We start from the raw sequence: 24,260 nt of genomic DNA, 5'->3' as shown, positions 1-24,260 counted from the left end.
CGTTAATCCATATTCTGTTGTCTTTGATTGCGCGGATCGCTTCGGTGTGTGCTCGAATTGAACATTGTATGCAGAACCAACTAATGGAAAACAAATTTTAGCTATTCGAGTCGACGCACGAGCCAGGTTTTTTGGCATATAAAAAACAAATGAGGATAGTGTGATGGTTAGTAAAACGCTTTACGACAAACTCTGGGATTCGCATTTGGTGAAACAGCGCGACGACGGGTCGGCGCTGATCTACATCGACCGTCACATCATTCACGAAGTGACCTCGCCGCAAGCCTTCGAAGGCTTGCGTCTGGCTGGGCGCAAGCCATGGCGCATCGATGCCAACATCGCGACCCCGGACCACAACGTACCGACGACGCCGGAGCGCAAGGGTGGCATCGCAGCCATTGCCGACCCGGTTTCGCGTTTGCAAGTGCAGACCCTCGACGACAACTGCGACGAGTATGGCATCACCGAATTCAAGATGAACGACGTCCGCCACGGCATTGTTCATGTCATCGCTCCGGAACAGGGTGCGACCCTGCCAGGCATGACCGTGGTCTGCGGCGACTCCCACACCGCCACCCATGGTGCCTTTGGTGCACTGGCGCACGGTATCGGCACCTCCGAGGTCGAGCATGTGCTCGCAACCCAGTGCCTGGTCGCCAAGAAAATGAAGAATATGCGGGTAGTAGTCGAAGGCCAATTGCCGTTCGGCGTGACCGCCAAGGACATCATCCTCGCGGTGATCGGCAAGATCGGCACCGCCGGCGGTAACGGCCACGCCATCGAGTTCGCTGGCAGCGCAGTTCGCGCTTTGTCCGTCGAAGGCCGCATGACCATCTGCAACATGGCAATCGAGGCCGGCGCTCGCGTAGGCTTGGTAGCAACGGATGAAAAAACGGTCGCCTACGTCAAGGGCCGTCCATTCGCCCCGAAAGGCGTGGAGTGGGATTTGGCCGTCGAAGCCTGGAAAGATCTGGTGTCTGACGCCGACGCCCGGTTCGATACCGTGGTCGAACTCGACGCAGCGCAGATCAAGCCACAAGTCAGCTGGGGTACCTCGCCGGAAATGGTCTTGGCCGTGGACCAGAATGTGCCGGATCCGGCCGAGGAAATGGACCTGGTCAAGCGCGACTCCATCGTCCGTGCCTTGAAATACATGGGGTTAAGCGCCAATCAGGCGATCACCGACATCCAGCTGGACCGCGTGTTCATCGGCTCCTGCACCAACTCGCGGATCGAAGATTTGCGCGCTGCCGCCGTGATCGCCAAGGGCCGCAAAGTGGCGTCGACCATCAAGCAGGCCATCGTGGTGCCGGGCTCGGGCCTGGTCAAGGCTCAGGCCGAATCCGAAGGCCTGGACAAGATTTTTCTCGATGCCGGTTTCGAATGGCGTGAGCCGGGCTGCTCGATGTGCCTGGCGATGAACCCGGACCGTTTGGAGTCGGGCGAGCATTGCGCGTCGACCTCCAATCGTAACTTTGCGGGACGTCAGGGTGCCGGCGGTCGTACCCACCTGGTGAGCCCGGCCATGGCCGCCGCCGCCGCGGTGAACGGTCGTTTCATCGATGTCCGTGAATTGATCTGAAGGAGCGCAGCATGAAAGCATTTACCCAGCACACCGGACTTGTCGCACCTCTGGATCGTGCCAACGTCGACACTGACCAGATCATTCCCAAGCAGTTCTTGAAGTCGATTTACCGAACCGGTTTCGGCCCGAACCTGTTCGATGAGTGGCGCTACCTGGATGTGGGGCAGCCGTATCAGGACAACTCCAAGCGTTTACTCAATAAGGACTTCGTACTCAACGCCGAGCGTTATCAAGGCGCCAGCGTGTTGCTGGCCCGGGAGAACTTCGGTTGCGGCTCCAGCCGCGAGCACGCGCCGTGGGCGCTGGAAGAGTATGGTTTTCGCAGCATCATCGCGCCGAGCTATGCCGATATCTTCTTCAACAACAGCTTCAAGAATGGCTTGCTGCCGATCATCTTGAGCGATGAAGAAGTCGATGAGTTGTTCAAGCAGGTCGAGGCCGATCCGGGCTACCAGCTGCAAATTGACCTGCAGGCCCAGACTGTGACCCGTCCGGATGGCAAGGTGTTGCGTTTCGAGATCGACGCCTTCCGCAAACACTGCCTGCTTAAAGGGCTGGATGATATCGGTCTGACCTTACTGGAAGGTAATGCGATTGGGACGTTTGAGGTCAAGCACCGGGCCAGCCAGCCATGGTTGTTCAGAGACTCTGATGAATTGATGTAATCGCTGGGGAAATGCATGTGGCTGTGGCATCACTCCTGTCTTGGTGGTGCCACGTTCATATCGAAACAAGCTGATATGCCCTCTCGCTCCGGTTTTAGGGCGAACCAGGCGGACGACCACGCATCGCTTCGTCTTGGTCAGCTTTCGGATAGAGAGGGAACCCCTTGTTTTGCAATATCACAGTGCGAGAATCGCCTTGAAATCATCCACTACTGCTCACACCGTTTAGGGTGTCTACTTCTGCTCAGACCAAAGCGCACAAGGCCTGTGCCGGAAGTGCTCCGCCAGTCTTGATGGTTTTGGTGACGATATAGGTGAAATAGCGTTCGATTCCCAGGTCTTCCAAGAGCAATTGATCAATAAAGCGCTGGTACTGATCAATGTCTGTCGTCTGGATCATTGCGATGTAATCGACGCCTCCGCCAGTGGCATAACAAAACTCCACTTCGCTCGTTTCGCTCATGCGTTGTTCGAAGCGGCGCATGTCCCTGGATGTGTGCCGTGCCAAGGTGATTTCCACCAGCAACTGCTGGCGCTTGAACACCTGGTTCCAGTCGATCAAGGCACGGTAACCTTTTACCAGGCCCGAGCTTTCCAGTTTGCGCACACGCTCCCAGGCGGGTGTTACCGACAGGTTTATTGCCTCGGCCAGGCTTGACTTGGTGATACGCCCGTCCTCGGAAAGAATTCGCAGGATTTTAAGGTCATAACGATCAAGCTTGTGCATCGTCAACGAGCTCCGCAGGGACGAATGTTAGCGGCGAACCTTTTTGCGGTGAGGGAGCCTGCCCCTCACCGCCAGGCACATGGGATCACTTGGCTACTTTTGCCGTTGCAATCCAGCCATCCATCATCGACTTGTTCTCACTCATCCAGTCATCCGCCAACTTACGAATATTGCGTTCGCTCGCGCCGTCCTGACTGATGGTTTTTTCCCAATAACTCCAGGTTGCCTGGGAGAACGCCATCTGCTCCACGAGTGACTTGATCGCAGGGTTGGCTGCGACGAATGCCTTGTTGCCGATTGCGTACCAGTTCCACGCGGCCATCGCCATGCGGCAAGGGTCGGCGCCGCCGGCACAGCCAATCACACCGGGGGTCAACGCCGAGACCGTACTGGACACTGATCCCGGCAAGGCATCGAACGGTGTCGGCAGCCATACCACGTCTTTGCCCGGCACCATCGTATTGGTCATCCAGGACGGTGCCCAGGCATAGAAGAACACGGGTTCGCCACGTTTGAGGCGGGCGACGTTTTCAAACATCAGCGCTTCATATTTACCGCGCACCGTGTTGACCGTGTTCTTGAGGCCGAACTTGTCGAGCTGGTAGTCGACTACATCACCGCAGCCCCAGCCCGGATCACAGCTGATCAGGTCGGCCTTGCCATTCTTGCCAAACAGCCCGGCGATCTTCGGGTCTTTTATTTGTTCCAGGCTAGTAATGCCGTAAGCATCGGCGGTTTTCTTGTCGATCATGTAGCCGTTGTAACCAGCGCCCGAAATGAAGCCTGAGCCCACCACCTCGGTGTTGGCCTTGACCTTGTCAAAGCTGGGTTGCAGTTGCGGCAGGGTGACGTCCATCGAGAGGTCCAGGTCGCCTTGGGCTGCCGCCGGGAAAAACAGCGTGGTGTTGACGGTACTCAACTTGGTCGAGTAGCCAAGGCGCTTGCTGGCTTCGATGGCGATTTTCGTCAGTACGTAATTGCCGCCGGTACTTTCCGATTGCACGAACCGAATGGTCTTGCCGCTCCCCGGCAGGTCTTCGGCCAATACCGGAGTACAGGCCATACCTACCAGGGACAACGCAGTTGCGAATCCAAGCAAGGCTTTGAATGGACGCATCATGATTTCCTCTTTGTTATTCTCGTTATGGTTAAGGGCAGCAGTGAAGAAAAGCGCTCAACAACGGGTGTTCATGATTGTGCTGTTCAAGCTTTCACCGAGCGGGTATCGAACAGGCGCTTGAACAGCGATGTGCGCTTGCGCGGCGTCGGTTGCGCCAGGTTCTGGGTGATCCGGTCGAGCATCATCGCCAGCAATACAATGGCGATACCACCCACCGCCGCACGGCCCACGTCCATGCGTCCCAAGCCTTGCAATACCACCAGGCCCAGGCCTTCCGCGCCGATCATTGCCACCACCACGGACATCACCATGGCGGTGAGCACGGTCTGGTTCAGGCCGCCAAGAATGGTCGGTATCGCCAATGGCAGCTGGATTTCCCAGAGCAATTGTCGACGGTCGGCACCAAAGGCCTGACCTGCTTCGACCAGTTCGGTTTCGACCATGCGAATGCCCAGGTAGGTAAAGCGGATCAGCGGCGGGCAGGCAGAAATCACCACCGCCACTTCACCCGATACGGTGCCGACGCCAAACAGCATCACCACCGGCACCAGGTACACGAAGGTCGGCGTCGTCTGCATAATGTCGAGGATCGGCCGCATCACGGCCCAGACCCGTTCGCTGCGGGCGCACCACACACCTACCGGGATGCCGATGACCATGCAGATCACAATCGCCGTGGTGATCAGCGACAGAGTGGTCATTGCCTCGTCCCACACCCCCAGCGTGGCGATAATCACCAGGGCTATGGCACTGAATAGCGCCACCCCCAGGCTTGCGGCACGGTAGGCGATAAGGAATATCAGCAGCACCATCACCGGAAACGGAATGGCATGGATCACCGTGTCGCTGAACGCCAGCAAGTGTTCTACCGGCCAGCGAATGGCCTGGAACATCGGGCGAAAATGAATGCCCAGCCACTCGACGCTTTGGCTGATCCATTGGTCCACGGGGAAAACAGCGAGGTCTTCTGAACTAAGCATGGTATGCAACCTCCGAGACGGAAGGGCGGGTGGACGGGAGGCTGGAAGGCAGGCCGGCGATGCAATCGAGGATGTGGGCACTGTTGAGAGTGCCTGCAAACACGCCGTCATCATCGACCACCGCCACCGGCAGGCCGGGCTTGAGCAATCGCGCCACTTCTACCAGCCTGGCGCTGGCCGGTACGCTGACAAACTGCAGAGACAGGCGTTGCTGCGCATCGGCGCCACCGCCCACAGCCAGCAGTGCGCGCGAATCCAGAACGCCAATCGCCTTGCCGGCGGCATTGAGCACAAACGCGCTGGCGCTTTCATTGCCGACGATACGGATGTCGCCCTGGACCAGCAGAGTGCCAGCGGCTTCCATGATTGAGCGCGCATCAAAAAGCCGTGATCGATCCACATCGCGGGTGAATCCGGCAACGTAGTCGCTGCCGGGATTAGCGACGATTTCCTGGGGTGTGCCTTCGCGTACTACTTGGCCATCCGCCATGATCGCAATGCGCGTGCCGAGCTTCAGCGCCTCCTGGAAGTCGTGTGTGATAAACAAAATGGTCTTTTTCAGAGTGCGTTGCAGGCGCAGCAGTTCGTCCTGCATTTCCGTACGGATCAACGGGTCGAGGGCGCTGAAGGCTTCGTCCATGATCAACACATCGGCGTCGGTGGTCAGAGCGCGAGCCAGCCCAACCCGCTGGCGCATGCCTCCGGACAATTCATGGGGGTGATGATCGGCCCACTTGGCCAGGCCAACGATGGCCAGCACTTCCTCGGCGCGCTTGCGCCGCTGGGCGGCAGGAACGCCGCGAAGCTTGAGACCGAACTCGGTGTTCTCGATCACGGTCTTGTTCGGAAGCAGGGCGAAGTGCTGGAACACCATCGAGATGCGCGTTCGTCGCACCTCCCGCAACTCACTTTCGTTCAGGGCAACCAGGTCTTTGCCGTCCAGCAGGATCTTGCCAGCCGTGGGTTCGTTCAAGCGATTGATGCAGCGGGCCAGGGTGGATTTCCCTGAACCGGAGAGGCCCATGATCATGTAGATCGCACCGCTGGGAATAGACAGCGACACGTTGTTGAGGCCGACCACCGTCGCGGTCTCGGCCAGGATCCGGTCTTTGCTGGCACCGGCGGTCAAGAGCTGCATGGCTCTGTCGGGGGTCGAGGAGAAGACCTTGTAGAGGTTCTCAATCTTCAGTCGTTCGCTCACCAATTGCCTCCAATTGTTGTTTTTCGATCTGTGGAAAATTTCATGAAGAGAAATTTTTGGGCTTCTGGCAGTTAATGGTCTTTCAAATGCTTCGGGCGTAAAGGTGCAATCTGAAAAATTCTTGTTGTTGTGCGGGGGCACTTACAGCATGAGCGCCAGGGCGAGCGCAAGGCTGAGTCGTCAGCCGGTCGCAGAATCTGCCGTATCCATGCTTTCCCGCGCTTTACGGGCGACTCGGAAGGCTTCGACACCCGCCGGTGCTCCGCAGTACACCGCGATCTGTATCAGGGCGCAGCGCAGTTCCTCGTCCTTGAGGCCGTTGCGGATGGCGCCGCAGAAGTGTGTACCAAACTCATCCATGCGGCCCAGCGCCGCGAGCATGCCGAGGTTCAGCAGGCTGCGTTGCTTGAGGTCCAGGCCTTCATCGGTCCAGACCATGCCCCAGCAATATTCGTTGAGCACGTCCTGGAACGGCCGAGAGAAATCATCGGCCTTGCCCAGCGCCTGGTCGACGTAAGCGTTCCCCAGAACCCGGCGGCGAACCGTTTCACCCTGGGCCTGCAATGACTTATTCATGCTGTATCTCCGGTTCATCAACAAGAAAATCGCGCATCAGATTCGCCACCTGTTCCGGCGCTTCAATGAGAATGCAGTGTCGCAACCCCGGCAGGATTTTCAGCTGCGAGCCGTGGATGCGCTCGTGCATGAAGGCCGCCATTCTCGGGTTGGAACCCGCATCGTCGGCACCCGTGGCAATCAGCGTCGGGCAGCGAATCCGCTGGAGCTGGTCGGCGAAATCCGACTCTGCCAACACCCGATACGCCGCCGCATAACAACCCGGATCATTGTTGGCGTTCTGTTGCCGCAGACGGTTGACGGCTTGAGGGTGACGCGCTTGAAAATCCTCGGTCAACCAGCGCGACAGCGATGCTTCGTAATGCGCTACCGGTTCGCCGGCTTGCAAGGCCGCCAGACGTGTTTGTACCCGTTCGCGTTCCTGCGCATTGCGCCCGGCGACCGTCGACAGCAACACCAGGCGCTGAACCCGCGCCGGGTGAGTCAGAGCCAGACACTGGGCGACCAAGCCGCCCAGAGAAAAGCCGGCCAGATCGAAGCGCTTGAAACCGACATGATCGGCCAGGGCCAGCGTTTCACCCACCAAGTGGTCTATTTCATAGCGACCCGGAGTGCGAGAAGACCGGCCGTGACCGCGCAGATCGAAGGTCAGAACGGTGAACCGGTCTTCCAGACCCGCCACCACTTCGCCCCAGGCTTCAAGGCTCGAACCGACCCCATGAATGCACACCAGCGGACGTGGTCCGTGGCCGTCGAGGCGATAGTTGAGCGTGACATTGGCCACACTGAATTGTTGTACCTGGCCCATGACGATTACCTCGCGACCTTGTCGTGGCGTTTGGCACGTTCGCGTTCGGCGAACACCGGCATCACTTCATCGATAAACAGGCGCAGGGTCTGTTTTTGCAATTCGAACGGCAGGTTGAAGGTGAGGCCCAGGCAATACTGATCGACGCCCGCGGCTTCGTAGTCGAGCAGCTTTTCAATGATTTCCACCGGGGTGCCGAACATCAGGTTGCGCCGCAGGTTTTGCGGGTTGTAGTTCTCTTTGCCCCGCACGGCCTCAAAGGGCACTGGCTCGGGGAAGCCGTTGTGCACGGTGCCGACGTTCTGCATGAGGTTTTCGAAGGCGCGGCCAAAGTCCATGCTGTGCTTGACCGGCAGCTCCCAATCCTCAGGCTTGGCGTAGACGCAGGTGCGGCGCTGCATCATGAAGCGCGGGCGCGGTACATGGGGGTTGTCGGCCACGGCTTTGTTGAACTTCTCTCCTAGCACAGCGATTTCCGCCGCCGGGGCCGAGAGCGGGGTGGAGAGAATGTTGGCGCCGATGCTCACGGCCCAATCGAAGGTGCCCGGATCCCGTGCGGCCACCCAGATACGCGGGTGATCCTTTTGCAACGGCTTGGGCACGGCGGCCGTCAGCGGGAATCTCCAGTAGTGGCCGTCATGGGCGTAATCGCCGGCCCAGAGTTTTTGCACCGCCGGCACCAGTTCCTTCATGTAGCCCACGCCTTCCTGTTGTTGCAGGCCGGGGGTCATGCGGTCGAATTCGTATTGATAAGAGCCGCGGGCGATACCGAACTCCAGGCGGCCCTTGGTCAGGTGATCGCACAGTGCGGCTTCACCGGCCAGGCGGATCGGATGCCAGTAAGCGGCCGCCAGGGTCGCGGTGCCCAGGCGAATGCGCTGGGTGTGCTGGGCCAGCCATACCAGGGTCTGGAACGGGTTGGGGGCAATGGTGCATTCGAGCGTGTGATGCTCCGAAGTCCACAGGGTTTCGAAGCCGCCTTCATCAGCGATCTGCGCCAGTTCCAGCAGGTTGGCCATGACCGTCTGCATGGGCACGTCAGGGGAAAAGCGTTCCATGCTCAGGGATACGGCAAATTTCATAAGGTGCTCCTTGAATAATCAGCGCAGGCGGATAACGAAGGGGTCTTGCATCTCGCCGGAATAGTCGATGACCACGTTCTTGGCCCGGGAAAACTCGCGCATCACATCAAAGCCGCCGCGCCGGCCATAACCGCTCTGCTTGAAGCCACCGTTGGCGGACATGTAGGCCGAACTGCGGTAGGTGTTGATCCACACTGTGCCGGCGTCGATCCGGTTGGCGAAGCGCATGGCACGGTCGATGTTCTGCGTCCAGATGCCCGAGGCCAGGCCGTAGTGGGTGTCGTTGGCCAGGCTGATCATGTGTTCTTCCGAGGTGAACGGCATCACGCCGACCACTGGCCCGAACAATTCATCGCGCATGAACGGCATGTCGTTGCTGGCGTTGGCCATCACCGTCGGCTCGAAGTACCAGCCTTCGGCCAGGTGCGAGCCACTGGGGCGCTTGCCGCCGATGGCCGCCTGAGCACCCAGTTTCACGCCGCTGGCGATGTAGCCTTCGAGTTTTTGCAGTTGGGCTTGCAGTGCCAGCGGGCCGATATCGGTGTGTTCCTCCATGGGGTGGCCAACCTTGATGCGTTGGGTGCGCTCCACCAGGGCTTCCACGAATTTGTCGTAGATCGGCGCTTCGACAAAGCAGCGCGAACCGGCGACGCAGGTTTGCCCGGCGGCGGCGAAGATGCCGGAGACCACGCCATTGACGGCCTTGTCGATGTCGACGTCGGCAAACACCACGTGGGGTGACTTGCCGCCCAGTTCCATCTGGCACGGCACCAGGTTGTTCGCGGCATTGCCGGCGATGCGTCGGCCGGTTTCGGTGCTGCCGGTGAATACATACTTGGCGATGTCCGGGTGGCGAGTCAGGGCATCGCCGGTGACGGCGCCGTCACCGGTGACGACATTGACTACGCCGGCCGGGAAGCCTGCTTCGATCACCAGTTCGGCCAAGGCCAGGGTGGAGGCGCTGGCATGTTCGGACGGTTTGATCACCACGGTATTGCCAATGGCCAGGCACGGCGCCAGGGTGCCGGTGAGCAGCATCAGCGGCGAGTTCCACGGGGTGATCATGCCGATCACCCCCAGCGGTTCGCGGGTGCTGTAGTTGAGCTGATTGAGCTTGTTGACCGGGATGGTTTCGCCTTGCAGCTTGTCGGCCATGCCGGCGAAGTAAATGTAAGCGTCGGGCAGGGCGCTCATCTGGGCACGCATTTCCCGTAGCAGCTTGCCGTTGTCGCGGGTTTCCAGCAGGGCCAGTTCTTCGGCGTTTTCGGCCACCAGTTGCGCCAGGCGATACAGCAATTTGCCCCGTGCGGTAGGCGTCATGTTGCGCCATTGCGGATCGTCGAAAGTCTTCTGCGCCGAGGCGACCGCGCGGCCTACATCGCTGGCGTCGGCCTGGGCGAATTGGTACCAGGCCTGGCCGGTGGTGGGGTCGAAACTGTCGACCCAGGTTTCGCTGCCAGGTGCGACGAACCGGCCGTCGATGAACAGGTTAAGGCGGTTGCCCTCAAGGGCGCTGACCGTGGTTTTCATGGATGAGTCCTGTGGGTGCGGGTCAAAGGGATTCGGCAGCCAGTACGCGGTTATCGATCATCGCCACCCGGCCACTGGCGGCAGAGCCGGTGTAAATGCCGAACTGCTGGTTCTGGCGCTCGCGGGCATAGCGGCGCACCACCGAGCGCAGTTCGTTGACCGGCATCAACTCGATGGGCAAGTCGTCGAGGGGGAAGAAGCGCAGGGTGTCGGGCAACTCGACATCAAGGCTGTCGAGTTGGGCGCGGTAGATCAGGTAACCGGGGTCGGTGTCGTCGACATCGAACGCCGAATACAGAAAAGTCGACTCCAGTTCGACCGGCAGCGAGCTTTGGCCGGCATCGATGAAGCCCTTGCGCTTGCCGGCCACGGGCAGGGTCCAGCCGCCTTGGCCATCGGCGCGAAACAGGATCGCCTCGTCGGCTTCGATCAGGTAGCCGATGATCATCTTGTGCGAGTCCAGCCAACTGGCCGGCAATGGGTCCTGGATATTCCCGTAGCGGCCCCGGCAGAAGCACAGTGGCAACTTGGGGCTGGTGCCGAAGGCGCGGACCTGGCCGATCAGTACCAGGTGGTCGCCGGCTTCAATGCGCTGGTGTACGGTGCAATCGAACCAGGTCAGGCTGTCGGTGAGGATGGGTGCGCCGGTGTGAACCGTGTCGTGATTGACGGTCTGGAACTTGTCTGGCGACTTGGAGGCAAAGGTGCCCGAGACATCCACCTGTCCTTCATGCAGCAAGTTGACGGCAAACTGTTCGCTGGCTGCGAAAGCACTGTAGCTGGCCGCCGATTTGCCGACGCACACCAGCAGCAGGGGCGGGTCGAGGGAAACCGAGGTGAACGAGTTGGCCGTCATGCCCCGTGGGTTGCCTTCGGCGTCATGGGTCGTGATGACGGTGACACCGGTCACGAAGGTGCCGAAAGCCTGGCGCAAGGCGCCCGGATCGACGGCTGCAACGTTGGCGTTGATCTCGGTGCTGGGCATCGCAGTGCTCCTGTTTCTTGTTGTATGGAGCAAGCCTACGGGGAAGAAAACGCGTGGGCTTGCGTCGATCAAGAGGACATTTGTGGAAGTTTTGCTGTGATAAGGAGCAGGGGTCAGCCCGTTGGCTGTTCCGCTTCCATCTCCGCCATGTCTTGATAGCGGTCGGCAATCCTTGGATGCGCACGGGAGCCGTCGCTGGCGCCGATCGCGATCAGCACTTCGTCCGGGCCCGGTGCATCGGCGACCTGGAAGTTGGCGGTCAGGAAGTGCGAGCGTTTGCCGGTTTCGCTTTTGTGCACCATCGGCAGGGAGAGCAGGGCGCCAGGAGCGTTGCGGGTGTTGGTGAAACTCAGGTAGGCGGTGCCTTGTACGGCGTCGCGGAACAGGTTGCCGAAGCGCAGGGTGTGGATCAGCCCCGAGGCGTGTTCGATCTCCCCATTGACCCCCACGGCGGCAGCCTTGCCAAAGGCTTCGACCTTGCCGCCCGGCATCAGGGCCGTCAGGCGGCGGGTCATTTCATAGCCCAGGCCCGGGGCCAGGCGCAGGATCTCCGGACGCAGGTTTTCGACGAAACCCTGGCCGGCCCAGGGGTTCTTCAACACGGCGGCGACGACGATCAGGGTGATCGGCTTGCCGGCGTCCTTGCCGCCTTCGATAAAGGTTTCTTCGATAAAGGTGCAGTATTTCCTGACGCCCAGATTGTCCAGATTCATGATGACTCGTCGCCCTTGTGGCTGTTGGTTGTGGCCTTAGGCTAGGAGCAAAGGGAAGGAGCGTCTTCCGTGGTTTCGCAGTGAAAATTAGTTGGACATTGCTCGGAAACGGCGCAAGTATCCGGCGGGCCTGGCAGGCAACGTGGCTGCCGTGACCTCCATGTTCAGGTGAGCGCCTTGAATCGAGAAATGCAGATACTGTCGTTGCGCGATGTAGCGAGTCAGATCAACTCCGGCGGTGATCTGCAATCGATGCTGCACCAGTTGGTCTACGCCAGTTGCCGGCATACCCACTGGACCATGAGCTCGATCATGGCCATCGACATGGAGGCCGGTTTTGGCCATGTCATCGCCCGCCACGACCCGACCCTGGTGCAGCGGCCGCTGGTGGATTGCTGGGAGCTGTCCTCCAGCCCGGTGATGACCGCCCTGCAGCGCAATGAGCCGGTGTTCATTCGTGACGTACGCGTATGCGAGTACCCCGGTTATCGCCACGAATCCGTGGAACGGGATTACCGCACGGTGATGGTGATGCCGATGAACTGCAACGACTTCGATGGTCGACCCATGGTGCTCAGCGTGATCTCCCGTACGCTCATGGACGTGTCGGAGGAAGACCGGGTGTTCCTCGGCATGATCATCCACCTGGGTGCCATCGCCGTGGAGCGTCAGCGGCAACTGGAAGCCGAGCGTCGCGCGGCCGAACGCATGCAGCAGGCGTTGCATGTGCACACCACCTTGCTGGAACACGTGCTGGGCGGTGGTTCGGTGACGTCATTGGCGCTGATGGTCGGCAATCAATTGCCCAACCCCGTGATTGCCGTGGACTTTACCGCCAACCAGGTGGTCGCGGGTCGCTCGCCGGACAGCGCATTGTTCGATGACGCCGCCTGGCAGTCGGCGGTCGCCGGTGTGCTGGGTGTGCAGATCACCAAAGCGACCCATGAAAGCCTGCGCAGTGCCTTGCGCAGCACAGTCAGCTTGTTCCTCGACGACGGCCAACGCCAGTTCACCTTGCGGGCGCAGATCGAACCGTTGATGGTCGATCAAGAATTGGTGGGGGCGCTGGTGTTGTTTCCGGTGGCTGCGCCGGTCAACGAACTGGACCTGCTGATGCTGGAAAGTGCCAAGTTCGCCTTGAGCGTGCAGATGATGCGCAGTTTTATCCGCTTTCGCTTCGAAACCCGCACCCAGACCGAGCTTTTGTTCGAAGTGCTCGAAGGCCGCTGGCGCGACGCCGATGACATTCAGCAGCGGGCCCAGCGTCTGGGTTTGGGCTTCAACACCGCGCAGCAGATGATCATTGTCGATTATGGCGACAAGGCCCGGGAGGCAAAGAATTTACACCACAACGTCGCCCGCATTCTGCAGCGGGCAGGCATACATTCGACGGTGATCATCGTCGACAACGGCCTGGTGTGCCTGGTGCCGTCCGAAGGCGAGAAAGGTCGCGAGCGGCTGGCCAAACTCAAGCGCCAGATTGTCGATGACCTGGCGCACTATCTGGGCGGCGAGCCGATTCTGCTGGCCAGTGGTGTTTGCAAGATGCTCACCGATTACCCGGTCGCGTGGGAGCGCTGCCGGCGGCTGATTGAAATTGCCCGTTCGTTTGGCCGCCGCGGGCCGATTTCCGATCAGGACTTCGGCCCGATCCCGATCTTTGTGGCGGCGGTGGGTCGGGAAGATATTCGCACCTTCGTCAACGAAAGCGTGGGCGCAATGCTGGCCCATGATCGCAAGCATCAAACGCCTTATCTGGAAACACTGACTGCCTATCTGCGCGAAAGCTGCCGTAGCCAGGCCTGTGCGGACGCAATGGGGGTGCATGTGACAACGCTCAGATATCGCCTCGCGCGGATCCAGGAGCTGTTCGGCATTGATGTCGAGACACCGGAGCGGCGGTTTGCAACGGAGCTGGCGATTCACTTGCAACAGGTGATTAATAGCTAGAAGCTCGTTAACGACCATCGCGAGCAAGCTTGCTCCTACAAGGGACCGCATTCGAGGACTGCTCATGGACAAAGCCGAGTCGTTATAGCCGGCTAGCGTCCGTGAGCCGCATCGGCCAATTGGCTGGTATCGACTCGAACGAAAACCGAGTCGCCGACCGCTGTCAGCACGTCCCCCGCACACACCTCGCAGATGACCCGGGTCTTGCGTCCGACATCCCCCTCGACCTTCGCCCGCAACGTCAGCGGAACGCCCATGGGGGTCGGCTTGATGAACTTGATGCCAAGGTTGCCGGTGACGCAGTTGATGCGCGGAAGGCTGTCGGCCTCGCGTTGTTCCTGCCGGTAGTGATAGGCCATCGCCGTCCAGTTGGAATGGCAATCGACCAGCATTGCGATGAGGCCGCCGTAGACCAGGTCCGGCCAGCCGCAGTACTTGGCTTCGGGCACATGCTCGGCCATGACATGCACGCCGTCCTCATGCCAGAAGCTCTTGATGTGCAGCCCGTGGGGGTTGCTGCTGCCGCAGCCGTAGCAGACGCCTTCCGGCGCGGCGCTGTCTTGCAGGGAGGTGTCGAGCGGGGACATGTCTTGTCATCCTCAGGGAAGGGAACCTCGGGTATTTTAACCTCAGTCCGGAGGATTGGGGTTTGGTATCGATTTGCCCAAAATTTAAAGCCCGCAGGAGCGGGCTTTTTTTTAAGAAAGTTGATGGGTTATCGGTTAAATCGCTCGACCAATGAATACTGGGTTTTAGCGGTCTGGGTTAATTCCTTGCTCAGCTCCGCCGAATGCCTGGCTTGTTCAGATGTTTGATCCGCCAGATTGGCAATGGTCGTGATATTGCGGCTGATTTCCTCGGCCACGGCGGTTTGCTCTTCGGTCGCAGCGGCAATCTGGGTGGTCATGTCCGTGATGTTCGCGACGGCCTCACTGATACCGACTAATGCCTTATCTGCCTCAAGCACCCACGCCACGCCTTCTTCAGCCTGTCGATGGCCGCTTTCCATGGTCTTAACCGCGTTGCTGGATGAGACCTGCAACTTGGAAATTAGGTTATGGATCTGGATCGTGGACTGAGTCGTGCGCTGTGCCAGCTGACGCACTTCATCAGCGACTACCGCGAAGCCTCGACCCATGTCGCCCGCGCGCGCGGCTTCGATGGCTGCGTTCAGCGCCAGCAGGTTGGTTTGATCGGCAATGCCTTTGATGACATCCACCACCGTCCCGATTTCATTGCTGTCCTTGGCCAGCTGCGCCACGGTCAACCCTGTCTCGCCCACCACGACGGAGAGGCGCTGAATGGCGTCTCGAGTGTCCCGGGCCACCTCGCGCCCACGTCCGGTCAGCACATTGGCTTCTTGAGTGGCGTCGGCAGTGCGCTGGACGTGGCTGGCAACCTCCTGCGTGGTGGCCGCCATTTGATTGACTGCGGCCGACACCTGCTCGGTCTCGATTCGTTGGCGGTCCAGTCCACGGGCGCTATCGGCGGCGAGGCCATCGGATCTCCCAGCCAGGCTGGTCAGTTGCTCTGCCGTGTCTTGCAGCCGGGTGAGGCAGGTCTTGAGCCGAGACGCCTGACTGACGAACGCCGTTTCGAGGCGTGCCTGAGAACCGCGTTCATCGCTGTACATTTTGGCCAGTAACGAGTCGGAGGTAGAGGCCTCAGCCATTTCCAGCAGATGCAGCGCCCCTCGGTTTTGCCTGCGGGACACAAGCAACCCGATGGGAATCGATACCCCGACAGCCAAAATGAAAGCCACAGGCGCGCTGAGGTACATGCCGCCCAGCGTTCCCACCAACCCGATCGTCACAACAGGCAACCAGGCGAGCAGGGCGGGTTGCCATTGATCGCTGCCCGGGACGGCGGATTTTCCAAGACTGATGCGTTTATAGAGGGCTTCGGCGCGGCGGATCTGCTCGGCCGTCGGCTTGACCCTGACCGATTCATAGCCAACGACCTCACGACCTTCGAAAATCGGCGTGACGTAGGCGTTGACCCAGTAGTGGTCGCCGTTTTTGGAGCGGTTCTTGACGATGCCCATCCACGGCTTGCCCAGCTTGAGCGCGCCCCACATATGGGCAAAGATCGCGGAGGGTACGTCGGGGTGACGAACGATGTTCTGAGGCGCGCCGATCAGGTCGGATTTGTTGAAACCGCTGATATCAACGAAGTCGTCATTGCAATACGTGATGACGCCCCGTGCATCCGTTGTCGAGATGAGTTTTTGTTGAGGTCCAAGGGCAACCTCGCGCTGCGTAACCGGTTGGTTGTTTCTCATCTGTACTGCTCCTATGCCCTAAGCTAGGGGCATCGGCTGCAATGAGTTAAAGATTAATCAGTCATTCCAAAAGGACAGGTTGTGCGTCGGAAAAGCGGGTGGTCTCCGTCAACGCCACTTTCACCCATCCCATATTGCCGCGTCACGGGGTTATCGAGTGGGCAGGAGCGACTGGTCCAGTCATTCACCAATGATCGCCTTGATCAATGCAATATGGGTCTTGCGAGTGTCGCGGGGTGAGATCAAGTGAATATAAGCGGCCGTCGTTCCAGAGGCCGCCAATAGCGTGGTGTTGAGGAGCTGATCGTTGCCCAGTGTTCCGTAGGCGTCAATCTCGAGAATGCCAAGACCGTTCTTCTTGACCACCTCTTTGTCACGCAGAATCCTGAAGTCCTTGTAACCGCTTTCATGCTTGCTGATGGTGCCGTTTGCCAATCCCAGCAGAAACTCCTCATCGTTATCCCCCGCAATCGATCCTTCCGCAACCGGGGTCTCCGTCACCACCACCATGCGTTTTTGCGCGGCATTGACGTACATCGTGCCTGTCACGCCTTGGGCTCTGGCCTTCGCATCCAGCTCAGGCAACTCGCGTTCGACATAACCTTGCGGCAATGTGTAACTCAGTTTGCCCGCGAGCACGGAAATCCTCTGCGGAGTACTTGCCTCGCTTGTCGGCGGCTCCGTTGCTGCCTGAACCGCTGCAACGCCTTGAACCGAGAAGACTAAACACAACATGACTAGCTTGCGGCTGAACGATCGCATCGTAATTCCTTTTAGTGGATCCCTGAATGATCCTGCAAGTGTGCCCGAAACCGAGGATCATGCAGAAGATCCGATTGGCTTGAGCCCGCTGTGGAGCCCTGAATGAAAGTTGGCGTCATCTCCGATACCCATGGCTTGCTCCGCGCCGAAGCCCTCGCTGCCCTGGAAGGTTGTGAACGGATCATCCACGCCGGCGACATCGGAAAACCCGAGATCCTCGATCAACTGGCGTCCATTGCCCCGCTGCACGTAGTACGCGGGAACAATGACCTGGGCGCGGCTTGGGCAGAGAGTCTTGCCGACCAGCTGCGTTTTGATCTGAATGGCTGGCAGAGCTTGCTGGTGCATGACATTGCCGATGTGCCGGCGGCGCTGGATGCCGGGATAAAGCTGGTGATCACCGGCCATTCGCATAAGCCACGCATTGAATGGCGTGGTGAGCGGCTGTACCTCAATCCAGGCAGCGCGGGGCGGCGCAGGTTCAAGCTGCCGGTAACGCTGGCGCTGCTTGAGGTGCTTGAGGGTTCGATTGAGCCGCGACTGGTTTCGTTATTGGAATGACCAGTTGCTGAAGTGCGGTCTCCAAAGAAAGAGACCGCTGCACAGCCTGTGTCGCTGACTCGTTCGCCTACGCGTGCGGATCGATCTGATCCAGCACCCGGTTCGCGGTGATTTCCGCCAGCATGATGTTGTTGGAAATGCCCAGCAGGGCGTTGCGCGAACCACCGTCCAGATGATCCACCAGGTGATGGACCATCACATCGACCGAGGCCAGCGTTTCGACCAGATAAACCACGAGGGTTTCGGTCGAAGCCTGCGGGTCGACGGTAAACAGAGTGCTGGGTGTACGCGGCGTGGCTTTGATGTCGGCAGTCGAGGGGAAGTGGAAATCGAGGGCGCGTTCGGCGGCTTCGTTGAGTTTGTTTGAATCGGGTTTATAGGGGGATGTCGGATCTGTGTCCGGGGGATTGGGTGAAGGCTTTACCATTTGCGGGATCCTCAATGGAGTGCCGCCCCTCCTGCTGCTAAACGAGAGGGAGGCAGCTGTACGCAGGTTAGCAGACCGGGGATCCAGCAAACCGGCGCGCCCGAAGGCGCCCTGCGCACAGCTACCATCGAGTGCAGGCAATGCCTGACTGAAAGAGCTTGTGCACTTCACCGGAAAACCACGAGCTGCTAAACCCGATCACTGATGGGCAGTGACACGAATCAAGTTACCGAGGGGGGCAGAGGCGCACAAGCCGGCGGATTCTGGCGTACCCGTAGGCAACGGCGCAAGGTCTTGTAGCTTTCAGGAAGTAAGTTGTAGGGCGTTTAAACAAGTGCCTATCTCGACGCATCAAGAAAATTTGAACCGCTTTTAGACGCGCTCGCCTAATGATCAGCATGTGGATAATCCCACAGGCAATTTGCCAATACCGGCATACTCCGAGAGGTGGGCAACGTGGCTAAAGACGAGAAGAAAAGCAAAGGTGACGCTTCGAAAGCCAGCAAGGATTTGAAAGACAAAAAGTCATCATCGGCAAAGAAATCAGCGGCGGCCTCGGCTCTTTCGAAATCTTCCGAAAAGAAAGACAAGAAAAAAGATGCCGAACCAAAGAAATCCGCAAAAAAAGCTGATAGCAAGCCGGAAAAGGCCAAGAAATCAGACAAGTCAGAAAAGCCGGCGAAAAAGAAAAAGTGATACCTGCTGTCTGCTAGGGCTTTACGCCCTAGCTTCCTCAGGCTTTGGTGCCTTCGATAGCTGTCACGCCGCGCTACTGGCAAAGAAATTCGCGTATCGCTTCGGCGGTTCGCCTGGCGCTGGTCACCACGAAAAAATGCCCCTCGCCCTGCAGGACGTGCAGTTCGGCACGGCGAATGGCGCGGCGCAGGATGTGCGCGTTGTATAGCCGCACCAGGGTGTCGCGGTCGCCGGTGAGGATCAGCGTGCGCTGGTGCAGTCGAAACAGCCGCAGCAGGCTGGTCCAGCCGACCAACGCGGTGAGTTGGTGGTAATAAGTTAGCGGGTTGACCGTGAGCATGCGGTTCACCATACCGAAGCGCAGTAGTGTCTGTATCGAATGGCGCGAGCCTTCTTGCTTGCGCAGGCTGGCGCTTTTACGCCTGCCAAAAAAATCCAGGATGTCGGCGGGCTTCACCAGCATCGCCGGACCGGCCGAGGTCGCCGCGAGGATCAGCCGGCGCACCCTGCCCGGGTAACGCAGGGCGAATTCTTGCGCCAACGCACCGCCCCAACTGAGGCCGAATACATCGATCTGTTCGATTCCCAATTGCTTGAGCATCTCGGCGATCAGGTCGGCATGGCGCGGCAGGCGCATTGGCCAGCGGGGCATTTGCGACTTGCCGACCCCGGGCACGTCCAGTGTGATGGTCCTGTAGTCCACCAGTTCATCGCGCAGGGGATCGAAGGTACGGATCAAACCACCCAGGCCGTTGAGCAAGAGCAGCGGTGAGCCTTGGCCGCGGATTGAAACGTTCAACTGCAAGTCTTCAATGGTTAATGTGCGCGTTGTCATGGTGTCCCCCTTGGCCTACCCGCTGTTAAGACAGCGTCTGGCGCAAAACGACTGCTTTTTTTGCCGATTGCTGCCCGGCACGACTGGCTTCAATCGACCCCACAGAAGCACTTTCTGAACGATTTCCCCCCAGCCACACTCAAACCAATTCCCACCCCACGGGATGACTGGACCCCCAGTCAGCAATAACCTCAACCGGCGCCGGTTTCATCGGCGAGGCCAGCCTGGATTCGGCGCGCCTTCTGTCACTCTTACAAGGAAGCAAGAACCTCATGCAACAGTCCCCATCTGCGTCTACGCCGGCCACCGGCGAATTGATTGCAACCTACCGTCACGGCAAGGGCTTTCTGGTTTTCACCCTGATTTTCGGTTTAGTCATGTTGGGTCTGGCAGGTTTCGTGTTGTACCTGGGCGCGATTCTGCCCGTCGGCAATACCGGATCTGCCAGCCTGACGACGAGCCGTGGCATGACGCTAAATTTCTCCAGTCCGCAGGTGCTGATCTATGCCGCCAGTGCGTTCCTGGCCGTCATCGCTGTGGTCCTGTTTGGCATCCATCTGTGGCACAAGCGTCAGCGCCAGGCCAGTTATGAAGTCTATGAACAGGGCATCACTCACATCAACGGGGCGACGAAGGAGTACGTTCCTTTTGCCGAGATCGAGGACCTTTACCTGTTCAGTTCCGGGCAAACGGCGATCTCCGGGCTGATTACCAACCTGGCCTATCGGCGCAATGCCAATGAGCCTTTTCATCGGGTCATTGAATCGCTCAAGGGCTTTCAAGACTTCCAGCAGAAGGTGCGCGAGCTGCATGTCCGTGCACGTCTGCCGCTGGTGCTGGATACGCTTGCAGCGGGCGGTTCGGTGACCTTCAAGTATTTGGGTAACGGTGCGGTCTGGGGCAAGCGGATGAGTGGCAAGTTCCTAGATGTATCGACTCAGCCGATTCTGGTGACGCGCAGTTATCTGGAGGTGGAGGGGCGCAAGGTGCCGATGTCGGCTTTGCGTACGGTGGATTTGAGTGCGTGGTCTGAGACGGTGGTGATCAAGGATGAGACTGGGAATGCGGTGTTGTCGACGGTGGGTACCGGGATTTTGAGTCATGATCTGTTCCTCAATACGCTGGATGCGGTTCTTGAGGTTGAAGAGGCGGCGCGGGGGCAGGGGGCTCAGGTTCTGGTCTGAGGATTGTCCTACTCAAGTAGCGACAGCGTTTTGAGCAGATCCTGAAGGCCCTCAGGTACCAGAGGGGAGGCGGGGCTGAAATCCGTGCTGTCGCACCATCTGGCGGTGAACGATGCCCCGTCGCTTTCGTGACCTGCCAGTTCTTTTGTTTGGTAGACGAGTTCGTCATCGAATGTAGCATCATAAACCTGAACGATTTCGTGCCCCGGCTTGCCGGCATAGGTGAAGAGGCTTTCCAGAGTGCCCAGCAGGCGAACGCCATGAATCGACAAGCCCAGCTCCTCCTGCACTTCCCTGACAATGGCATCAGCACTTCTTTCGCCAAACTCGATACCTCCACCGATGGGGCGGAAGAGGGTTCGTTGGTTTTCGTTGTCGTGGAACTGGTTGACCAGGATCTTGCCGTGATGATGAAAGATACAGAGGGCGAGGGGGCGGATGCGGTATTCGGACAACGGTGGAACTCCTTTGCGGTATCGGACAAGTCCGTTTGGAAGTGGCGGTGATCGGTAAGGCACCTGCGCATCAATCATGGTACAACCGGCCCCGGCAGGGAGCGACAACGTATTGCTGCCAGAGGTGTTCTACAACGACAAGGAGTCCCTTCATGAAGATGAATGCATTGGTTCCAGAGATGATCGTCTCTGACCTGCAACGAAGCCTGGCGTTTTACTGCCGGATACTGGGCTTTCAGATTGAATACGAAAGGCCTGAACACAAATTCGCTTTCCTGTCGTTTCAAGGCAGCCAATTGATGCTGGAAGAGGATGACCGGCAAACGTCGCCATGGCGGGTTGGCCCTCTGGAATCTCCCTATGGCCGAGGGATGAACCTTTCGATCCGCTGCACTGATATCCAGGTTTTGGCCAAGGCCCTTGCGAATGCACGAGTGGAATTGCACAGGCCCATTGAAGAGTGCTGGTATCGGGATAATCAGCGCGAGCATGGAGAGCTTAATTTTCTGGTGCTGGATCCGGATGGTTATCTGTTGCGATTCAATCAAAGCCTGGGCTTCAGGGCTGTCGCAAGGGGAGTAGGCGGATAGACCGAGCAGCGGCGCCAAAAAAAGAAAACCCCGGCCCGTTCAATGGACCGCGTTCGAGGGTTGTTTATGGATGAAATTGAAGTTTTGTCACTGTCTCCCGGGGGGCGTTATCGTGTTGAGGCAACGGTTTGGAAGGCGGGTAATAGCCACTGGGTGTATTCGCCGCACATCATTGATACCGAGCTCGATATTTGCTTGTTCAAATTTACAGATCGTCGCTGGTCATTGGATCGTGATACCTGGCTGAGCGAGAGCAATTCGTCGAAACGGCTCGACTCGGTGCCCACGATCAACGCCTTGGCGGTATCGATGGCGCTGCCGCCGCCGACGGCGATGACCGCGTGGCATTCGCCGGCCTCTTGCCAGAAGCGCTCATACGTACCCCGCAGGTGCGCCACATCCGGGTTAGGCTGGACATCCTCGATCACGTAGACCAGGCGGTCGCCGAGCAGGTCCTGGAGGCGATCCACCAACCCCAGGGCGCGCGCTTCGGGAAAGGTCACGAGGGCCACGGCCTGGTGTTCGGTGAGGGAGGCGAGCTCTTGAAGGCTGCCCCAGCCAAAACGGGTATCAACGGGGTTATGGAATCGGGCAATCATGGCGGGTCCTTTGTTTTTGTTGTTGGAAGTGACCCCATGCTCGCGGTCCATCGACCCCGGCACAAATCGATAAATCGCAGGTTTGAATCGGCTGAACCGATAACAGAGGGTGGAGCAGGAGGGAGACGCCACAGATTCCATCGAATGGAGATGAAGTTCTCCGGTACTTGGAATTCGAATCCATGGGTGTATATTGAATTCAAAATACAAAAGCACAGGAGGTTAAGATGAGTAACCCTATTGATCGAGCCGTACCGGTTCCTTTCGCCGGCCCCACCTTGCTGGGCACGCCACTGCTGAACAAGGGCACCGCTTTCAGCGAACAGGAACGTGAAACCTTGCACCTGCAAGGGTTGCTGCCTCAGCAGGTCGAAACCATCGAACAGCAGGCCGCGCGTGCCTACCAGCAGTACCAGGCCTGCGGCACCGACCTGGACAAGCACATCCTGTTGCGCTCGATCCAGGATTCCAACGAGACCCTGTTCTATCGCGTGGTCGATGACCACCTCGACGAAATGCTGCCGATTATCTACACGCCCACCGTCGGCAAGGTCTGCCAGGAATTCTCGCGAATCTATCGCAGCCATCGCGGTTTGTTCATCAGCATTGCCGATCAGGACCGCATCGATGAGATCCTCAACAATGTGACCAAGGACCATGTGAAGGTCATCGTGGTCAGTGATTGCGAACGCATTCTCGGGCTCGGCGACCAGGGTGTCGGCGGCATGGGCATTCCCATCGGCAAACTGTCGTTGTACACGGCCTGTGGCGGCATCAGCCCGGCCTACACATTGCCGGTGGTGCTGGATGTGGGCACCAACAATCCGGCGCTGCTGGCCGATCCGCTGTACTTCGGCCGTCGGGAAGAACGCGTTCGCGGGGCGGCCTACGATCAGTTCCTGCAAGCCTTTGTCGAAGGTATCCAGCGCCGTTGGCCGGACGCGATCCTGCAATTCGAAGACTTTGCACTGACCAATGCCATGCCGTTGCTGGCGCGTTACCGCGATCAACTGTGCTGCTTCAACGATGACATCCAGGGCACCGCCGCCGTGACCGTGGGCACCTTGCTCGCGGCGTGCAAGGTCAAGGGGCAGCGCCTGTCCGAACAGACCGTGGCGTTTGTCGGCGCCGGGTCCGCCGGCTGCGGGATTGCCGAACAGATCATCGCCGCCATGCAGTTGGAAGGCTTGAGCGAGGCCCAGGCCCGCAGTCGCGTTTACTTGCTCAACAGCAAGGGGCTGCTGACCGATCGCCAGCCCGATCTCTACGATTTCCAGCAGCGCCTGGCACATACCAGCGAGTCGCTGGCGCAGTGGGATTTCAGCGCTGACTGGCCGTCGCTGCACGAAGTGGTGAGCAACGCCAAACCGACGGTATTGATCGGCGTGTCGGGCAAGGCCGGGTTATTCACTCAACAGATCGTCCAGACCATGCATAGCCATTGTGCGCAACCGATCATCATGCCGCTGTCCAACCCGACCTCGCAGATCGAGGCGCATCCCAAGGACATCCTGCAATGGACCGACGGGCAGGCGCTGGTGGCCACCGGCAGTCCGTTCCTGCCGATTGAGCTGGCAGGCAAGACCTTTCCCATTGCCCAGTGCAATAACTCCTACATCTTCCCCGGCATCGGCCTGGGGGCGATTGCCAGCAAGGCCACCCGCATCACCGACGGCATGCTCATGGCTTCGGCCCAGGCGTTGGCCGAGAGCGCCGGGGCAGGGCAGATGCTGCCACCGTTGCGCGAAGTCCAGGCGGTGAGCAAGCGCATCGCCTTCGCAGTCGGCATGGCGGCGCAGCGTGATAGCGTTGCCCCGCCGTTGTCCGGGGAGGACCTGCAGGCGGCCATCGAGCAGCATTTCTGGCAGCCGGTCTATCGCCAATACGTGCGCCGTCCGGAGTAAAGGAGCAGACAAGAAAATCCCGTCAGTACGGCGGGATTTTTTTA

At 59.1% G+C, this 24,260-nt stretch carries 24 protein-coding genes and 2 pseudogenes; 8 read left to right on the top strand and 18 right to left on the bottom strand.

Features of this window, described 5'->3' with window-relative positions; genetic code table 11:
- Positions 1–163: 163 nt before the first annotated feature.
- Both leuC and leuD read left to right on the top strand, forming a co-directional pair.
- Entirely contained in the window at positions 164–1,582 is a 1,419-nt protein-coding gene (gene leuC, locus F8N96_RS27745; RefSeq protein ID WP_150800507.1) for a 3-isopropylmalate dehydratase large subunit, read from the top strand.
- Between the two features lie 11 nt (positions 1,583–1,593).
- Positions 1,594–2,250 carry a 3-isopropylmalate dehydratase small subunit gene (gene leuD / locus F8N96_RS27740; protein WP_150800506.1) on the top strand — a complete coding sequence of 219 codons (657 nt, stop codon included), beginning with the start codon at positions 1,594–1,596 and terminating at the stop codon, positions 2,248–2,250.
- A 244-nt stretch (positions 2,251–2,494) separates the two neighbouring features.
- On the opposite strand, the gene F8N96_RS27735 is transcribed toward leuD, so the two are convergent.
- The 10 genes from F8N96_RS27735 to F8N96_RS27690 all read right to left on the bottom strand — a co-directional run bounded on the left by F8N96_RS27735 (position 2,495) and on the right by F8N96_RS27690 (position 11,972).
- Entirely contained in the window at positions 2,495–2,977 is a 483-nt protein-coding gene (locus F8N96_RS27735) for an Lrp/AsnC family transcriptional regulator (protein WP_150800505.1), read from the bottom strand.
- A gap of 85 nt (positions 2,978–3,062) precedes the next feature.
- Positions 3,063–4,097, bottom strand: a complete 1,035-nt coding sequence (gene proX, locus F8N96_RS27730; RefSeq protein WP_150800504.1) for a glycine betaine/L-proline ABC transporter substrate-binding protein ProX — start codon at positions 4,095–4,097, stop codon at positions 3,063–3,065.
- Between the two features lie 83 nt (positions 4,098–4,180).
- Entirely contained in the window at positions 4,181–5,077 is an 897-nt protein-coding gene (locus tag F8N96_RS27725; protein WP_150800503.1) for an ABC transporter permease, read from the bottom strand.
- A complete protein-coding gene (locus tag F8N96_RS27720; RefSeq protein ID WP_191630817.1) occupies positions 5,070–6,278 on the bottom strand; it encodes a quaternary amine ABC transporter ATP-binding protein in 1,209 nt (402 codons plus the stop codon). Before F8N96_RS27720 ends, F8N96_RS27725 begins: the two co-directional genes overlap by 8 nt.
- A 180-nt stretch (positions 6,279–6,458) precedes the next feature.
- Positions 6,459–6,854: a carboxymuconolactone decarboxylase family protein gene (locus F8N96_RS27715; protein ID WP_150800502.1), complete on the bottom strand. Its 396-nt coding sequence runs from the start codon at positions 6,852–6,854 to the stop codon at positions 6,459–6,461.
- The gene (locus tag F8N96_RS27710; protein ID WP_150800501.1) at positions 6,847–7,662 is read right to left on the bottom strand and encodes an alpha/beta fold hydrolase; all 816 of its coding nucleotides are present in this window, start codon (positions 7,660–7,662) and stop codon (positions 6,847–6,849) included. The genes F8N96_RS27715 and F8N96_RS27710 overlap by 8 nt, the downstream gene beginning before the upstream one ends.
- Positions 7,663–7,667: 5 nt before the next feature.
- Positions 7,668–8,744 carry an LLM class flavin-dependent oxidoreductase gene (locus F8N96_RS27705; RefSeq protein ID WP_150800500.1) on the bottom strand — a complete coding sequence of 359 codons (1,077 nt, stop codon included), beginning with the start codon at positions 8,742–8,744 and terminating at the stop codon, positions 7,668–7,670.
- An 18-nt stretch (positions 8,745–8,762) separates the two neighbouring features.
- Entirely contained in the window at positions 8,763–10,274 is a 1,512-nt protein-coding gene (locus tag F8N96_RS27700) for an aldehyde dehydrogenase (protein WP_150800499.1), read from the bottom strand.
- Between the two features lie 22 nt (positions 10,275–10,296).
- Positions 10,297–11,259 (bottom strand): flavin reductase, encoded by a 963-nt coding sequence (locus F8N96_RS27695; protein WP_150800498.1) that lies wholly within the window; start codon positions 11,257–11,259, stop codon positions 10,297–10,299.
- Positions 11,260–11,372: 113 nt separating this feature from the next.
- A complete protein-coding gene (locus F8N96_RS27690) occupies positions 11,373–11,972 on the bottom strand; it encodes an amino acid synthesis family protein (RefSeq protein ID WP_150800497.1) in 600 nt (199 codons plus the stop codon).
- A 168-nt stretch (positions 11,973–12,140) separates the two neighbouring features.
- Here F8N96_RS27690 and F8N96_RS27685 point away from each other — a divergent pair, with 168 nt between their 5' ends.
- Entirely contained in the window at positions 12,141–13,922 is a 1,782-nt protein-coding gene (locus tag F8N96_RS27685) for a helix-turn-helix domain-containing protein (RefSeq protein ID WP_224789613.1), read from the top strand.
- Between the two features lie 92 nt (positions 13,923–14,014).
- On the opposite strand, the gene F8N96_RS27680 is transcribed toward F8N96_RS27685, so the two are convergent.
- From F8N96_RS27680 to F8N96_RS27670, 4 genes and pseudogenes are all read right to left on the bottom strand, one after another.
- Complete coding sequence (locus F8N96_RS27680) at positions 14,015–14,509, bottom strand: PaaI family thioesterase (protein ID WP_150800496.1); 495 nt, start codon at positions 14,507–14,509, stop codon at positions 14,015–14,017.
- A gap of 128 nt (positions 14,510–14,637) precedes the next feature.
- On the bottom strand, positions 14,638–15,702 hold the full coding sequence (locus F8N96_RS27675) for a methyl-accepting chemotaxis protein (RefSeq protein WP_412071825.1): 1,065 nt from the start codon (positions 15,700–15,702) through the stop codon (positions 14,638–14,640).
- 186 nt (positions 15,703–15,888) lie between these two features.
- Positions 15,889–16,203, bottom strand: a pseudogene (locus F8N96_RS35915) (PAS domain-containing protein); the annotation flags it as partial.
- A gap of 180 nt (positions 16,204–16,383) precedes the next feature.
- On the bottom strand, positions 16,384–16,965 hold the full coding sequence (locus F8N96_RS27670; protein WP_150800494.1) for a polyribonucleotide nucleotidyltransferase: 582 nt from the start codon (positions 16,963–16,965) through the stop codon (positions 16,384–16,386).
- Between the two features lie 102 nt (positions 16,966–17,067).
- Here F8N96_RS27670 and F8N96_RS27665 point away from each other — a divergent pair, with 102 nt between their 5' ends.
- Positions 17,068–17,526 (top strand): metallophosphoesterase family protein, encoded by a 459-nt coding sequence (locus tag F8N96_RS27665; RefSeq protein WP_150800493.1) that lies wholly within the window; start codon positions 17,068–17,070, stop codon positions 17,524–17,526.
- Positions 17,527–17,593: 67 nt separating this feature from the next.
- Here the strand turns inward: F8N96_RS27665 and F8N96_RS27660 are convergent, their stop codons facing one another.
- Positions 17,594–17,953 (bottom strand): DUF6124 family protein, encoded by a 360-nt coding sequence (locus F8N96_RS27660; protein WP_150800492.1) that lies wholly within the window; start codon positions 17,951–17,953, stop codon positions 17,594–17,596.
- A gap of 456 nt (positions 17,954–18,409) precedes the next feature.
- Here F8N96_RS27660 and F8N96_RS27655 point away from each other — a divergent pair, with 456 nt between their 5' ends.
- A complete protein-coding gene (locus F8N96_RS27655) occupies positions 18,410–18,649 on the top strand; it encodes a hypothetical protein (protein ID WP_224789612.1) in 240 nt (79 codons plus the stop codon).
- A 73-nt stretch (positions 18,650–18,722) separates the two neighbouring features.
- Here F8N96_RS27655 and F8N96_RS27650 read toward each other — a convergent pair whose 3' ends face one another.
- Entirely contained in the window at positions 18,723–19,484 is a 762-nt protein-coding gene (locus tag F8N96_RS27650; RefSeq protein ID WP_150800490.1) for an alpha/beta fold hydrolase, read from the bottom strand.
- A gap of 272 nt (positions 19,485–19,756) precedes the next feature.
- Here F8N96_RS27650 and F8N96_RS27645 point away from each other — a divergent pair, with 272 nt between their 5' ends.
- Positions 19,757–20,668: a hypothetical protein gene (locus F8N96_RS27645; RefSeq protein WP_150800489.1), complete on the top strand. Its 912-nt coding sequence runs from the start codon at positions 19,757–19,759 to the stop codon at positions 20,666–20,668.
- An 8-nt stretch (positions 20,669–20,676) separates the two neighbouring features.
- Here F8N96_RS27645 and F8N96_RS27640 read toward each other — a convergent pair whose 3' ends face one another.
- Entirely contained in the window at positions 20,677–21,123 is a 447-nt protein-coding gene (locus F8N96_RS27640) for an NUDIX hydrolase (RefSeq protein WP_191630816.1), read from the bottom strand.
- A 152-nt stretch (positions 21,124–21,275) separates the two neighbouring features.
- Between F8N96_RS27640 and F8N96_RS27635 the strand changes: the two genes are divergently transcribed.
- Positions 21,276–21,713: a bleomycin resistance protein gene (locus F8N96_RS27635; RefSeq protein WP_150800487.1), complete on the top strand. Its 438-nt coding sequence runs from the start codon at positions 21,276–21,278 to the stop codon at positions 21,711–21,713.
- Between the two features lie 245 nt (positions 21,714–21,958).
- Here the strand turns inward: F8N96_RS27635 and F8N96_RS27630 are convergent.
- Positions 21,959–22,312 (bottom strand): annotated as a pseudogene (locus F8N96_RS27630) (iron-containing alcohol dehydrogenase); the annotation flags it as partial.
- 227 nt (positions 22,313–22,539) lie between these two features.
- On the opposite strand from F8N96_RS27630, the gene F8N96_RS27625 reads away from it, so the two are divergent.
- Positions 22,540–24,216: an NAD-dependent malic enzyme gene (locus tag F8N96_RS27625; RefSeq protein WP_150800486.1), complete on the top strand. Its 1,677-nt coding sequence runs from the start codon at positions 22,540–22,542 to the stop codon at positions 24,214–24,216.
- Positions 24,217–24,260: the final 44 nt, after the last annotated feature.

The organism is Pseudomonas fluorescens (assembly GCF_902497855.1).
GTDB lineage: Bacteria > Pseudomonadota > Gammaproteobacteria > Pseudomonadales > Pseudomonadaceae > Aquipseudomonas > Aquipseudomonas fluorescens_BI.
Note: the sequence above shows the minus strand (reverse complement) of the source record. Positions and strands in the feature narration are given on the sequence as shown.